General features: G+C 64.3%; 10 protein-coding genes. 8 read left to right on the top strand and 2 right to left on the bottom strand.

Annotated features, from left to right (window positions below; all coding sequences use genetic code 11):
* Window positions 1-218 (bottom strand): DNA alkylation repair protein (locus JWM94_RS01340; RefSeq protein WP_299420230.1); only part of this gene is annotated, 218 nt, incomplete at its 3' end.
* 197 nt (window positions 219-415) lie between these two features.
* Between JWM94_RS01340 and JWM94_RS01335 the strand changes: the two genes are divergently transcribed.
* The 5 genes from JWM94_RS01335 to JWM94_RS01315 all read left to right on the top strand — a co-directional run bounded on the left by JWM94_RS01335 (window position 416) and on the right by JWM94_RS01315 (window position 9,065).
* Window positions 416-1,939 carry an MFS transporter gene (locus JWM94_RS01335; RefSeq protein WP_299420226.1) on the top strand — a complete coding sequence of 508 codons (1,524 nt, stop codon included), beginning with the start codon at window positions 416-418 and terminating at the stop codon, window positions 1,937-1,939.
* 86 nt (window positions 1,940-2,025) lie between these two features.
* On the top strand, window positions 2,026-3,240 hold the full coding sequence (locus JWM94_RS01330; RefSeq protein ID WP_299420223.1) for an acyl-CoA dehydrogenase family protein: 1,215 nt from the start codon (window positions 2,026-2,028) through the stop codon (window positions 3,238-3,240).
* A gap of 35 nt (window positions 3,241-3,275) precedes the next feature.
* Complete coding sequence (locus JWM94_RS01325; RefSeq protein WP_299420220.1) at window positions 3,276-4,349, top strand: acyl-CoA dehydrogenase family protein; 1,074 nt, start codon at window positions 3,276-3,278, stop codon at window positions 4,347-4,349.
* A 211-nt stretch (window positions 4,350-4,560) separates the two neighbouring features.
* Entirely contained in the window at window positions 4,561-7,671 is a 3,111-nt protein-coding gene (locus JWM94_RS01320) for a TonB-dependent receptor (protein WP_299420216.1), read from the top strand.
* Between the two features lie 89 nt (window positions 7,672-7,760).
* Window positions 7,761-9,065 carry an MFS transporter gene (locus tag JWM94_RS01315; protein ID WP_299420211.1) on the top strand — a complete coding sequence of 435 codons (1,305 nt, stop codon included), beginning with the start codon at window positions 7,761-7,763 and terminating at the stop codon, window positions 9,063-9,065.
* Here JWM94_RS01315 and JWM94_RS01310 read toward each other — a convergent pair.
* Window positions 9,062-10,306 (bottom strand): TetR/AcrR family transcriptional regulator, encoded by a 1,245-nt coding sequence (locus JWM94_RS01310; protein ID WP_299420206.1) that lies wholly within the window; start codon window positions 10,304-10,306, stop codon window positions 9,062-9,064. The two genes, JWM94_RS01315 and JWM94_RS01310, sit on opposite strands and share 4 nt — an antisense overlap.
* 152 nt (window positions 10,307-10,458) lie before the next feature.
* Between JWM94_RS01310 and JWM94_RS01305 the strand changes: the two genes are divergently transcribed.
* From JWM94_RS01305 to JWM94_RS01295, 3 genes are all read left to right on the top strand, one after another.
* Window positions 10,459-11,742 carry an acyl-CoA dehydrogenase family protein gene (locus tag JWM94_RS01305; RefSeq protein ID WP_299420200.1) on the top strand — a complete coding sequence of 428 codons (1,284 nt, stop codon included), beginning with the start codon at window positions 10,459-10,461 and terminating at the stop codon, window positions 11,740-11,742.
* Between the two features lie 95 nt (window positions 11,743-11,837).
* Window positions 11,838-12,920, top strand: coding sequence for a Zn-dependent alcohol dehydrogenase (locus JWM94_RS01300; RefSeq protein ID WP_299420197.1), 1,083 nt, complete (start codon window positions 11,838-11,840; stop codon window positions 12,918-12,920).
* Window position 12,921: 1 nt separating this feature from the next.
* The coding region (locus tag JWM94_RS01295; RefSeq protein WP_299420193.1) for a phosphotransferase family protein at window positions 12,922-13,528 on the top strand (607 nt) is incomplete at its 3' end.

Here is a 13,528-nt window from a genome sequence, read left to right as displayed (position 1 = left end):
ATGTGCTGGAAGCTTCTAGCGGCCTTCGCGCCGGTCAGCTCGAGCGCGGCATAGCGTTCCTCGCGGAAATCGGCATCGCACCAGATCGCCAGGACATCGCGCTGCCACGCCGCGCTGTCGGGCCATTCGAGACCCGCGAAGATGGGCCTGAGGGCGGCGCGGCGGGGCACGGTCGAGACGCCGAGATACGGCATCGACGACTTCATATAAGCCTGCATTGCCGGCGCCTGGGCCGGCTCCGCGACGGCCTCCAGCGCCTGCCTGATCTGCTGTCGAAGCGACGCCCCTGCCATTGTGGGAGCCTATCGATCTTTGCGCGGGTTCGGAAGGGCCGCCTAAGCATCTTGACCTGATCGAGCGCATACCGCACATTCTAAAAATATTCAGCCGCGCAGACGGCATTCGGGAGAGCAGGATGGCAACCGCAGTCGCTTCGGGCGAATCGCAAGATGTTGCGCGGGCCGCGGGGTTGCCGCCGATCACAACCGGCACACGGATCAGCTATGGCATCGGCGCAATCGCCGCCGGGCTGAAGGGCGCGGTCTTCAACACCTTTCTGATTTTCTATTACAATCAGGTCGTCGGCATCCCGGCGAGCGTCGTGTCGATCGCGATCGCGCTGACACTGGTGGTCGACGCCGTTGCCGATCCGCTGATCGGGCGCTGGTCGGACGTCACGCGGTCGCGCTGGGGGCGGCGGCATCCGTTCATGTACGGGTCGGTGATCCCGGTCGCGCTGTTCTTCACACTCGCCTGGTTCCCGCCGAGCGGGCTGAGCAATTTCACTCTCGGCATCTGGGTGTTCGTGACCGCCGCGCTGACCCGCACGTCGCTCAGCGCGTTCGAGATAGCCGGCAATGCGATGGTGCCCGAACTGACCGACGATTATCGCGAGCGCGCACGGCTGTTCTCGCTGCGCTACATGTTCGGCTATGTCGGCGCGTACGGGTTCAGCGCATTCGCGCTGGCGACCTTTTTCCGAGCGACGCCCGCGTTTCCGCGTAGCGGCCAGCTCAACCCTGCGGCCTATCCGCCCTTCGTGTTTGCGGCGGCGGCGGTAATGATCGCGGTCATCCTGATCTCCGCGATCGGCACGCACAATCGCATTCCGTTGCTGCGCCAGAGCATCACCGTCAGCGGCGGCGGCGTGATGTCGCACCTTCGCGAAATGGTCGGGTCGTTCAGCAACCGCGCGTTTCTGACGATCTTCGGGTTCGGGGTGTTCAAATATAGCGCGATCGGCCTGTACAGCGGGATCAACATCTTCTTCGGCACCTATCTGTGGAAGTTCGGCGCGGGCCAATTGTCGATCCTGACCTTGGCCGGGGTGGCGGCGGCGGTGGTTGCGTGGCCGCTCGCGCCGATCGCGGCGAACCGCTTCGGCAAGCGGACCAGCGCGATGGTGTTCGCGATCGTCGGCGTGGCGTGGGCGCTGACCCCACTGACGCTCGCGCTCAACGGCTGGTTCCTGAAACCGGGCGATCCGCGGCTGCTGCCGACCCTATTGTTCGTCGACATCACCTATGGCGCGATGGTGGCGATCTCGCTGATCAACACCTCGGCGATGCTCGCCGACGTCGTCGAGGATAGCGCGGTGCGCACCGGGCGGCGAGATTCGGGGACGTTCTTCGCGGCGTCGAGCTTCATGCAGCAATGTTCGACCGCGGTGGGAATTCTTGCGACGGGGGTCATCCTGACACTGTCGAATTTCCCCGCCAAGCCGGCGCCCGGCACGGTGACCGATGCAATGGTGCACAGCCTGCTCGTCCATTATATTCCGGTGTCGATGGCGCTGTGGACGGTCGGCGCGCTGATCCTGTGCTTCTACCCGATCACCAAGGCCAAGCATCAGGAGAATGTCGACATCCTGCGCGCGCGCGAAGCCGAGGCGATCGCGCGCGAGCAAGCGAACCTGCCGGTCGGCGGCCCGATGCGCTGAAACACGGGATTGACGCGGAGGCGGGCGTACCGCATTTTCAAATCATCGATTAGGGACGCGCTCGATGGCGCGATAGGAGAGCGACGATGGCAACCTTGGCCGAACCGCAGACGAGCGCGGATCCGCTCGACGATTTCCGCAGCGAAGTGCGAGACTGGCTCGCGGCCAATTTTCCCGCGTCGCTGAAGGGCAAGGGCAACGCGCTCGCCAGCGTCGAGGGGCCGACCAGCGAAACGGCAGAAATGACCGCTTGGCGTGAGGCAATGGGCGAAAAAGGTTGGGGCGTCCCGACTTGGCCGAAGGAATATGGCGGCGGCGGCTTGAGCAAGGCGCAAGCGCGTATTCTGTCGGACGAAATGGCGCGGGTCGGGGCGTGGAACCCGATCGGCGGGATGGGCGTGATGATGTTCGGCCCGACGCTGCTCGAATACGGTTCCGAAGCGCAGAAGCGTGAGCATATCCCGGCGATCGCCAAAGGCGAGATTCGTTGGTGCCAGGGTTACTCTGAACCCAATGCCGGCTCAGACCTCGCTAATCTCCAGACCTTCGCCGAGGACAAGGGCGACCACTACGTCGTCAACGGGCAGAAGACCTGGACGTCGGGCGGGCAATGGGCCGACAAATGCTTCTGTCTGGTGCGCACCGACAAGTCGGACAAGCACAAGGGCATCAGCTTCCTGCTGATCGACATGACCGCGCCCGGCGTCGAGGTGAAGCCGATCAAGATGATCAGCGGCGCGTCGCCGTTCTGCGAGACGTTCTTCACCGACGTGAAGGTGCCCAAGGAAAACCTGGTCGGTGAAGAGGGACAGGGCTGGACGATCGGCAAGCGCCTGCTCCAGCACGAGCGCACCAACCTGTCGGGCGGCGGGTCGCGGTTGCAAATGTCGGGGCCGAGTCTCGCCGATCTGGCCAAGAAGTTCGTTGGGGCCGACGCCGACGGCTCGATCGCCGACAAGGATCTGCGCGCGCGGATCGCCAAATGGGAAATGGACTGGCGCGCGTTCCAGCTCACCGCAATGCGCGTGATGGCCGAATCGAAGGCGGTCGGCGGAGTCAGCGAAGTGTCCTCGATCCTCAAGACCGTCGGCACCAAGCTCGGCCAGGAACGGTCCGAGTTGATCATCGAGATCGAGGGGCTCAACGGCCTCGGTTGGGAAGGCGAAGGGTTCATGCCGGAGGAACTCCACCAAGTCCGCGCCTGGCTCTTCGGCAAGGCGACGACGATCTATGGCGGATCGACCGAGGTGCAGAACAACATCATCGCCAAGCGCATCCTCGGGATGCTCGACCACCAATAATCGCGCGACCGCACAGATTTACGGGAAGATTAGACATGGCCGTCCTCAGCGAAGAACAAACGATGCTGCGCGATATGGCGCGCGAGTGGACCAGCAACGAAAGCCCGGTGGGCGCATGGCGCAAGGTGCGCGATGCCGATGACGCGGCAGGGTTTGACGCGGCGGTCTATGGCGAGATGGCGCAGATGGGCTGGTCGGGGGTCATCATTCCCGAGGCATATGGCGGCAGCGATTTCGGCTGGCTGAGCTTGGGTCTGGTGATCGAAGAACTCGGGAAGACGGTGACGGCAAGCCCTCTGGCGGCATCGGCGGCCGCGGCGTCGGCGATCATTCTCGGGGGCAGCGAGGAGCAGAAGGCGAAGTGGCTGCCCGGGATTGCCAGCGGCGAGATCGTCGCGACGCTCGCGATCGACGAAGGCCCGCGCCACGATCCCGACAGCATCAAGGCGAGCGTGTCGGGAGGAAAGCTCAGCGGCGCCAAGGCATTCGTCGCCGAGGGCGACAGCGCTGGGCTGTTCGTCGTCGCGGCAGCGGACGGGCTGTACCTTGTCGCCGCCGACGCGGCGGGCGTGTCGCGGACGCGGCGCAAGCTGACCGATTTCCGCAGCCATGCCGAAGTGGCGTTCGACGGTGCCGATGCCGACAAGCTGGCGGGCGGCGGCGACGATTTGCTCGATCAGGTGCTCGACCGCGCGCGCGTTCTGGCGGCGGCGGAAATGCTCGGCATGGCGGGACAGGGGTTCGAGACGACGCTCGCCTACCTCAAACAGCGCGTCCAGTTCGGGCAAGTGCTCGCGACCTTCCAGGCGCTCCAGCACCGCATGGCGAACCTGTTCAGCGAGATCGAACTGATGCGCTCGGCGGTCGAGGCCGGGCTGGCTGCGATCGACCGCGGCGGCGACACGCGTCAGGCGGCTTTGCTAGCAAAGGTCAAGGCCAACGAGGTCGGACATTTGATGAGCCGGGAGATGATCCAACTCCACGGCGGGATTGGGATGACCGACGAATATGACGCCGGTTTCTATCTCAAGCGGATGCGCGTGCTCGAGGCGATGTGGGGCAATACGTCGTCGCTGCGCGAACGGTTCGCGCGACTCAACGGATACTGAGCTTTCAGGCGCACCAATTACCGCACCGATTAGGGATTCCGGTATCGGGTTTGGCCTGATCCGGACCCATAAGCCAATGACATTTCCGCCACACACCTAGACAGATGGCAATTTGCAACGCGAAGAACGCTTGACGTAGCGTCATTCGCAGTGCCTATTCGATTTCCGGGTATGGTGCCGCCAAGCGCATCGGCCCGATGGGGAGAGGCACATGATCAAGACAAGGTTGCTTTGCGCGTGCGCGGCGTCGGTACTGGCGATCGCGGCATCACCGGCCATGGCGCAGACCGCGCCCGCAGCGGGCGGTAACGCCGCCGATGCGCAGGATTCCGGCAAGGACATCGTCATCACCGGGTCGATCATCAAGGGTACGCCCGAGGATGCCGCGCTGCCGGTCAATGTGATCAGTTCGGCCGAGTTGGAGAAGCAGGGTTCCCCGTCAGCGGTCGAGCTCTTGAAGGCTCTCCCCAATTCCAGCGGCGTGCTGGGCGATTCGAACCAGTTCGACAGCCGTTCGCAAGGCGCCGAAGGCATCGCCACCGCCAACCTTCGCGGTCTTAGCCCGCAACGCACGCTGGTGCTGCTCAACAGCCGCCGCATGGTAACGGCAGGTAACGGCGTACCGGCGGTCGACATCAACCTGATGCCCTCGGCGGCGATCGGCCGGATCGAAGTTTTGAAAGACGGCGCCGCAGCGACCTATGGTTCGGACGCGATCGCGGGCGTGGTCAACTTCATCACGCGTACCGATCAGGAAGGCTTCCGCGCGGCCGGCAGCTACAAATTCATCAAGAGCACCGATGGCGATATCGACGGCTCGCTCAGCTATGGCCACGTCGGGGACAACTTCCGTTTCCTGGCAGCGGTCGGATTCTCGAAGCGGGCCGAATTGCTGGCGCGCGACCGCGCTTTTGCGGTTCAGCCTTATACCGTCAATCCGCAGGGCGGCTGGACCGGCGGCGGCAACCCGGCAAGCTTCCTGCTGGTCGGCCCCTCGGCGACGCCGGGTGTCAACACGCCCTATTCGGGCGTGTTGGGGGATTCGAGCTGCGCCGCGCTGGGAGGGTTCGTCAACATCGCCCTCGGGCGGTGCATTACGCAATATACCGCCTTCGACGCGCTGGCCGACATGGAAAAGCGCATCACGGCCTTTGTCGACGTCGAAGTGAATGTTACCGACTCCACTAAGTTCGAAGTAACCGCGCTCTACGGCCGCAGCACGGTGCCGCACTATCTGACGTCGCCATCCTACATCCTGACACAGGCGCCGTCGGCTGCATCGGTCAGCCCCGGCCTGGATCTGGGCGGTACGGGCTTCTACGTGCCGGCCACCAATCCCGGCTTCGTGGCGTACAGGGCCGCCAATCCGACCCAATTCGCTGGCGCGGCAGCCGGGGCAACCGGCGCGGTATTTCCGCTGCTGCTCTATCGGCCCTACATGGCTGGCGGTAACCCCTCCACACTGAGCGATCCGGACGAGACGGGCTCCGCGCGCGGCATGCGCAAATCGGAATCGATGCGCTTCACGGCTGAATTGAGCGGGGAGATTGCGCCCAAGATCAATTACAGCCTCTCGGCGACCTATCATGAATATTACCGCTATATCGATGGCTATGACTCGTTCGGCGACCGCATCCAGCTCGCGCTACGCGGTCTTGGCGGGCCGAACTGCAACGTTGCGGCCAACACGCCGGGCGCCAATGGGTGCCTTTGGCTCAACCCGTTCGGTAACGCTGTCACGGCGGGCGCGGTCAACGGAACGACCAACCCGCAGGGCAATGCAGCGCTGGCCAACAGCAAGGAATTGACCGACTGGTTCTTCGTCAAATCCAGCACACAGGTCAATTCCCGGCTGTTCGTAATCGATGCCAATATCAACGGCTCGACCGGGCTCCGGCTGCCGGGCGGCGACGTCCAGTTCGGCGTCGGCGCGCAATATCGCTACAATTGGTTCGACACCGTATACGGCAACAACAACAATATCGCGGTCAATCCGTGCCGCGACACGCCGATCACCGGCAACACCAATCCGGCGGCCTGCGCAACGACGTCGGGCGCCGGGGCCAGCGCGCCCAACGGGGCGCTCGCCTTCCTGGGAACGGGTGCCAACAGCTCGCTCAAGGGCGGCGCCAAGGCGGTGTTCGCCGAGTTGCAGCTGCCGGTCTTCGACAGCTTCAATGTTCAGGCGGCCGTTCGCTATGAAGATTATGGTGGAACGGTCGGGTCGACCGTCGATCCGCAGATCCGCGCCCGGTGGCAGGTCACCGACTTCCTGGCGTTCCGCGGCGGTTGGGGAACGACGTTCCGCGGTCCGACGCTGGCCAACCTCAGCAACGGCTTCGTCACCTCGCTCCAGCTGATCGGCGCGGCGTTCAAGCCGGTCGATGTGTACGGCAATGCAGCGCTCAGCCCGGAAAAGTCGAACAATTATTCGGCGGGTATCCTGCTGAAGTTCGGCGGTTTCCACGCCAGCCTGGACTATTTCCGGTATGATCTGTCCAACGTCATCGTCGGCGATCCGTTGAGTGCGATGGTCGCGACGTTGTTCCCGACAGGACTGCCCAACACCTGTGCGACGAATACCGCCTTGGCCGCGCGCTTCACATTCGCCAACGGGCTTCCTTGCGCTGTTGCAACCTCCGCGACGCCATCGACGGTCGCCAATATCTCGCGCGTCAAGACCTTCCTCCAGAACGGCGCGACGTTGCGCAACGATGGGCTCGACTTCAGCGCCAACTATCGCTCGAACCAGTTCCTCGGATCGCAACTCCGGTTCGGCATCGGCGTCGACATTTCGCGCACCCTGCATAACCGGATCAGCGCCATCGTCGTCGCCGGGACTCAGGTTGCGGCGTCGTTCGACGGCGTTGGCCTGCTCAACTATCAGTCGACGCTCTATCCGGTGTCGAAGTGGAAGGGACAGGGCTATATCGATCTGGGCGCAGGCCCGGTCGATGCGCGCCTGACGGTCAACTATACCAGCGGACTGCACGATCAGCGTTACGATACGCGGACCGGTCCGTTCGCGCCGAACTGCGCGCTGGGTCTGGCGCCGGGTGTGGCGGCAGGCACTACTTGCGTCGATACGGGCGCGACACCCAATGCGGCGAGTATCCTGACCGGAGCGGACCTCAAAAGGTATGTCTCCGCCGATCTGAACGTGCAGATCAAATTGCCGTGGAGGAACGTCGTGCTGACCGGCACCGTGTTCAACATCACCGACGAACAGCCGCCGTTCGCGCGCGAAGACTATAACTATGAGCCATTCGTCGGAAACGCGTTCGGCCGCATGTTCAAGCTTGGCGTTTCGACCAAGTTCTGACCGGTGATCGACTAGAGCCCTTTCGGCCCCGTCGCGCCCCTCGGCGCGGCGGGGTCTTGTTTCTGTAACCGAGTAGAAAAGGGCGTTCCATGTCCTCCCCGGTCGACCGTCCCGAAGTCAAATCGGTGCTCGCGATCAAGCGTCGCGGCCTGACGCTGGCGCTGCTGACGCTGGCGTATTTCTTCAGCTATATGGACCGGTCGATCCTCGCGATCCTGCAGGAAGCGATCATCAAGGATCTGCGCGTTAGCGATTTCGCGATGGGGATCATCAGCGGCACTGCGTTCGCGATCTTCTATGCCGGGCTGGGCTTGCCCGTGGCCCGGCTGGCCGACCGCACCAACCGCGTGCGGATCATTTCGATCGCGCTGGCGATCTGGAGCGGGTTCACCGCGCTGGGCGGGCTGGCGACCAATTTCTGGCAATTGCTCGGCGCGCGGATCGGCGTCGGCATCGGCGAAGCAGGGTCGAGCCCGCCGAGCCACTCGATCATCGCCGATCTCTATCCGCCCGAAAAGCGCACGAGCGCGATGGCGATCTATTCGCTCGGGGTCGGCCTGGGTGCGGCGATGGGGACCGTGCTTGGCGGGACGGTGCTGCATTTTTACGGCTGGCGCGCCGCGCTTTACGTCGTGGGCCTGCCGGGCCTCTTGTTGGCGATCGTCATCTGGGCGGTCGTGCCCGAGCCCAAGCGCGGGCTGTCCGACGCGCAGGTCGCGGTGCAAAGTGATCGCCAGCCCGGCTTCATGGAGTGCGTCCGTGCATTGCTCGCCAACCGTGCGGCGCTGCACCTGATCATGGGGTTCACGCTGACCTCGATGATCGGATACGGGCATGCCGCGTTCGGCCCAAGCTATCTCCAGCGCTCGTTCGGGTTCGGCCCGCTCGACATAGCGTGGAAGGTCGCGCCGGCCGCCGCCTTGGTCATCCTCGCGGGCACGATAGGCAGCGGCAAGTTGGCCGACTGGCTGGCGCGGCGACGCGGCATCCACGCCCAGGCGACGATGGTCGCCGTTTTCAAATTCTGCGCACTGCCCTTCATGGTCCTGTTCTACGCGACGTCGAGCACGCCCGTCGCCGTGACCTGCTACATGGCGGCGCTCTTTTTCGGGAGCTGTTATCTCGGCCCGACCTTCTCGCTGATCCAGGGCGAGGCGCCGATCCGCCAGCGGGCGATGTGGTCGGCGATCGCGCTGCTGGTCAACAATTTGATCGGGCTTGGATTGGGCCCAGCGCTGGTGGGCGGAGTCAGCACGTTGCTCAAGCCGGCCTATGGCGCAGAATCTCTACGTTACGCGATGTTCATTTTCGCCGCGATCACGCCTTGGGCGATCTTTCACTATTGGCGCGCCGGCGTTCTACTCAGACGCGCAGCGATTGCGCGGGCGAGTTAATCTTCGGCCGCGCGATCATCGAATAATCCAAAGGCCAGAGTCGATGCATACATCGCCACCGCTTGCTCACGCGGCATCGTGCTCGCCCATTTGCGCATGTCGAATGCCGCATTCTGCAGCGCCATCAACGATTGGCTGACGATCAAGGGATCGACCGCGCGGATCGATCCTTCCGCGGCGCCATCGGACAGCATTCCGGCATAACGCCGCGCGATCCGGTTCGACCGGTCGATCATCGCGCTGCGCACCGGGCGTGGCAGGCCGGTGAGCGCAGTGGTGCGCAGCAATGGCCCGCGCACCGAGAATTGCACGTCGAGCAACGTCGCGATCACGCTCGACAATCGGTGCCACCAATCGCCGCCCGCCGCTTCGCCGACTTGCTGCACCTCGATGATCGTGCCGAAGCTGCGCTTGTAGCATTCGATGACCAGATCGTCCTTGGCGTCGAGATGGTGGTAGAAACTCCCCTTGGTGACGTTGAGCTCGGACGCGATGCGCTGCACCGACGCGCCGCGATAGCCGAGTTCGTTGATCAGCCGCGTCGCCGCGCGCAGGAACGCCTCGCGTCCCGGTTCGGCCTCCTCATGCTCGATGTCCAGCATCGTCGGCGACCATTTCGCGCCGGGGGTGGCGATGCCGTGGCGGAACATGTCCATCAACCGCGCCTCGACGCGGTCGAACTGGTCGAGGTCGTAGCGGTTGATCCAGGCCGGGATCCAGAAGGTGTTTTCCAACAGGACGTGCGCGCGCGCGCCGTTCAGATCCTTTTGCCGTCCCTCCGCGGCTTCGCCCCATAATGCGCGCGTCCGGCGGAAGATGTCGCGCCAGCCGGCCATCAGGCGGCCGAGCATCGGCTCCTCCATCGCGCGCAAGTCGCTGAGCGAGGCCAGCGCGCGCTCGTCATGCTCGCGGATGCGCGCGAACCGCGCCATGTTGAGCGACAGATATTTGGCGACCCGCGCCTCGGGGGTCGGCCCGGCCTGCGCTTCGTCGAGCATGTCGCCGAGCGTCAGCAACGTGTGTTCGAAACACGCCTGGGCCAAGTCTTCCTTGCGCTTAAAATAATAGGTCACGCTGGTGGTGTTGAGCCCGACCCGGCGCGCGACGTCGGCGAATGTCATGCCCTTCGCGCTCTGCTCGTTGATCGCCTCCGACGCGGCAGCAAGGATCGCGGTGCGTTTTGCCTGGAACCGCTTGGTGCCAATTGCCTCGCTCAGTTCGATCGTGTCGTCTTGCCCCATGATCGAAGCTTACCAGCTTCGCCCCGCAGGGCCAGTGCTTTTCCGTAACAGAATGTGGCCGTTTTGCTGCCCTCGCAAAGCGCATTCAACGGCTTTACCGAATGTTCGGTATGGTCTAGCCGGGTCGACGACAGCCAGAGGAGAGCGGTGAGATGGACTTCACATTCAGCGAGCGCGAGACCTATTTCCGCGACCGGGTGAAGGCTTTTATCGACAAGGAAATCCGCCCGCGCCACGACGATTATGTGAAGGCCGCGAAGGAAGGCGACCGCTGGGGCGTCAACCCGGTGATCGAAGAGGTCAAGGAGATCGCCAAGGGCCAGGGGTTGTGGAATTTCTTCATGCCGCCGCATTCGGGCCAAGTCCATGTCGACGACAGTTTCGAATTCGAAGGCACGCAGCTCACCAACCTCGAATATGCGCTGTGCGCCGAGGAGATGGGCAAGGTCGGCTGGGCGTCCGAATGCTTCAACTGCTCGGCGCCCGATACCGGCAACATGGAAGTGCTCCACCGCTACGGCACGCGCGAGCAGAAGGAAAAGTGGCTGACGCCGCTGATGGAGGGCAAGATCCGCTCGGCCTTCCTGATGACCGAACCGGCGGTCGCCTCATCGGACGCGACGAACATCGAAACCAGCATGGTGCGCGACGGCGATCACTATGTCATCAACGGCCGCAAATGGTGGTCGTCCGGGGTCGGGGACTCGCGCTGTGCGGTCGCGATCGTGATGGGCAAGACCAATCCCGACGCCAAGCGCCACGGCCAGCAAAGCCAGATACTGGTGCCGCTCGACACGCCCGGCGTGAAGATCGAACGCATGCTTTCGGTTTATGGGTATGATCACGCGCCGCATGGGCACGGCGAAGTCTCGCTGACCGACGTGCGCGTGCCGGTCGAGAATCTGCTGCTCGGCGAGGGCCGCGGATTCGAGATTGCGCAGGGGCGGCTGGGGCCGGGGCGGATCCATCATTGCATGCGCACGATCGGCGTCGCCGAGACCGCGATCGAAGCGATGGCCAAACGCCTGCTCAGCCGCGTCGCGTTCGGGAAGCGGATCGCCGACCATTCGATCTGGGAAATGCGCGTCGCGCGCGCGCGGATCGACATCGAGATGACGCGGTTGCTGTGCCTCAAGGCGGCCGACATGATGGACCGCGCGGGCAACAAGTCGGCGCAACAGGAAATCGCGATGATCAAGGTGCAGGCGCCCAACATGGCGCTGTCGATCCTCGACGACGCGGTGCAGGCGCATGGCGGCGGCGGCGTGTCGGGCGATTTCCACCTCGCCAGCGCCTGGGCGAGTATGCGCACCTTGCGCTTCGCCGATGGCCCGGACGAGGTTCACAACCGAGCGATCGCGCGCAACGAGTTCGGTAAATATGCCGACTACAAAGCGGACATCGCGTCGAGCGGGGATATCGGGGTTTCGCGCTAAAATTCTCGTCGCCCCGGGGCAGGCCGGGGCCGCTGAGTTTGACGCGTCATTGCAACATAGCGGCCCCGGCCTTGCGCCGGGGCGACGGAGTGAAAATGAAGGCAGCCGTACTGTTCGAGCCGAAGAAGCCGCTCGAAATCTGCGACGTGGGCGTCGATAATCCCGGCCCGCACGAAGTGCTGATCCGCACCGTCGCGTGCGGCGTGTGTCGGTCGGACTTACACTTCGTCGATGGCGCCTATCCCACTGCGCTGCCGGCAATCCCGGGGCATGAGGCGGCGGGCATCGTCGAGGCGGTCGGCAGCGAAGTGCGTACCTGCAAGGTCGGCGACGCGGTCGTGACCTGCCTCTCGGCGTTCTGCGGACATTGCGAATTCTGCGTGACCGGCCGCATGTCGCTGTGCATTTCGAGCGACACGAAGCGCGCCAAAGGGGCGCCGCCGCGTCTGACGCTGGATGGCGAGCCGATCAACCAGATGCTCAACTTGTCGGCCTATGCCGAGATGATGCTCGTCCACGAGCATGCCTGTGTCGCGATCGACCCCGACATGCCGCTCGACCGCGCGGCGTTGCTCGGGTGTGCGGTGACGACGGGAGCGGGGGCGATCTTCAACGCCAGCGACGTGACGCCGGGCGAGACCGTCTGCGTGGTCGGCTGCGGCGGAATCGGGCTGGCGGCGGTCAACGCCGCCAAGATCGCCGGCGCGGGCAAGATCATCGCGCTCGATCCGGTGGCGGAGAAGCGTGCGCTGGCGGAAAAGCTCGGCGCCACACACAGTTTCGACGCGATGGGCGAGAATGTCGTCGCCGAGGTGGTCGAACTGACCAGGGGCGGCGTGCATCACGCGATCGAAGCGGTCGGGCGCGAAGCGTCGGCGGCGACCGCGGTCAAGGTGCTGCGGCGCGGCGGCACCGCGACGATTTTGGGGATGATGCCGCTCGGGTCCAACGTCGGGCTGTCGGCGCTCGATCTGCTCGGCAGCAAGAAATTGCAGGGCGGGCTGATGGGCGGCAACCGCTTCCCGGTCGACATCCCGCGGCTGGTCGATTTCTATCTGCGCGGACTGCTCGACCTCGACAGCATCATCGCCGAACGGATGCCGCTCGAGCGGATCAACCATGCGTTCGACGAACTGCGCAAGGGTGACGCGGCGCGCTCGGTGATCGAGTTCGCGTGAGATGACTGCACATCCCGACGACGCGCCCAAGACGATCGCGGTTGCCGAGAAGGACCGGCTCGACGAAGGCAAGCTGACCGCGTGGATGGAAGCCAACGTCGAGGGGTTCGCCGGGCCGCTGACCTACAGCAAGTTCGCCGGCGGTCAGTCGAACCCGACCTTCAAGATCGACGCCGCGTCGGGCAGCTACGTCCTGCGCCGCAAGCCGTTCGGCAACCTGCTCCCCTCCGCGCACGCCGTCGGTCGCGAATATCGGGTGATCGCCGGGCTTTACCCGACCGGCTTCCCGGTGGCCCGGCCCTATGGCTTATGCACCGATCCCGACGTTGTCGGGACCGACTTCTACGTCATGGGGTTCGCCGACGGGCGCAATTTGTGGGACGGCACGCTGCCCGACTACACGCCCGCCGAGCGCACCGCCATCTACAACGCGATGTGCGATACGCTCGCCGCGCTCCACAACACCGATTACGTTGCGGCGGGGCTGGGCGATTACGGCAAGCCGGGCAATTATTTCGAGCGCCAGGTCGCGCGCTGGACCAAGCAATATCGCCTCGCCGAAACCGAGCACATGCCCGCGGTCGAGAGCCTGATCGAATACCTCCCGC

The organism is Sphingomonas bacterium, from assembly GCF_028289855.1.
Classification (GTDB): domain Bacteria; phylum Pseudomonadota; class Alphaproteobacteria; order Sphingomonadales; family Sphingomonadaceae; genus Sphingomonas.
Note: the sequence above shows the minus strand (reverse complement) of the source record. Positions and strands in the feature narration are given on the sequence as shown.

Coding starts and splice junctions, on each gene's coding strand:
- JWM94_RS01305 (WP_299420200.1), top strand. CDS start 10,459: ATGGACTTCACATTCAGCGAGCGCGAGACCTATTTCCGCGACCGGGTG.
- JWM94_RS01315 (WP_299420211.1), top strand. CDS start 7,761: ATGTCCTCCCCGGTCGACCGTCCCGAAGTCAAATCGGTGCTCGCGATC.
- JWM94_RS01300 (WP_299420197.1), top strand. CDS start 11,838: ATGAAGGCAGCCGTACTGTTCGAGCCGAAGAAGCCGCTCGAAATCTGC.
- JWM94_RS01325 (WP_299420220.1), top strand. CDS start 3,276: ATGGCCGTCCTCAGCGAAGAACAAACGATGCTGCGCGATATGGCGCGC.
- JWM94_RS01335 (WP_299420226.1), top strand. CDS start 416: ATGGCAACCGCAGTCGCTTCGGGCGAATCGCAAGATGTTGCGCGGGCC.
- JWM94_RS01320 (WP_299420216.1), top strand. CDS start 4,561: ATGATCAAGACAAGGTTGCTTTGCGCGTGCGCGGCGTCGGTACTGGCG.
- JWM94_RS01330 (WP_299420223.1), top strand. CDS start 2,026: ATGGCAACCTTGGCCGAACCGCAGACGAGCGCGGATCCGCTCGACGAT.
- JWM94_RS01310 (WP_299420206.1), bottom strand. CDS start 10,306: ATGGGGCAAGACGACACGATCGAACTGAGCGAGGCAATTGGCACCAAG.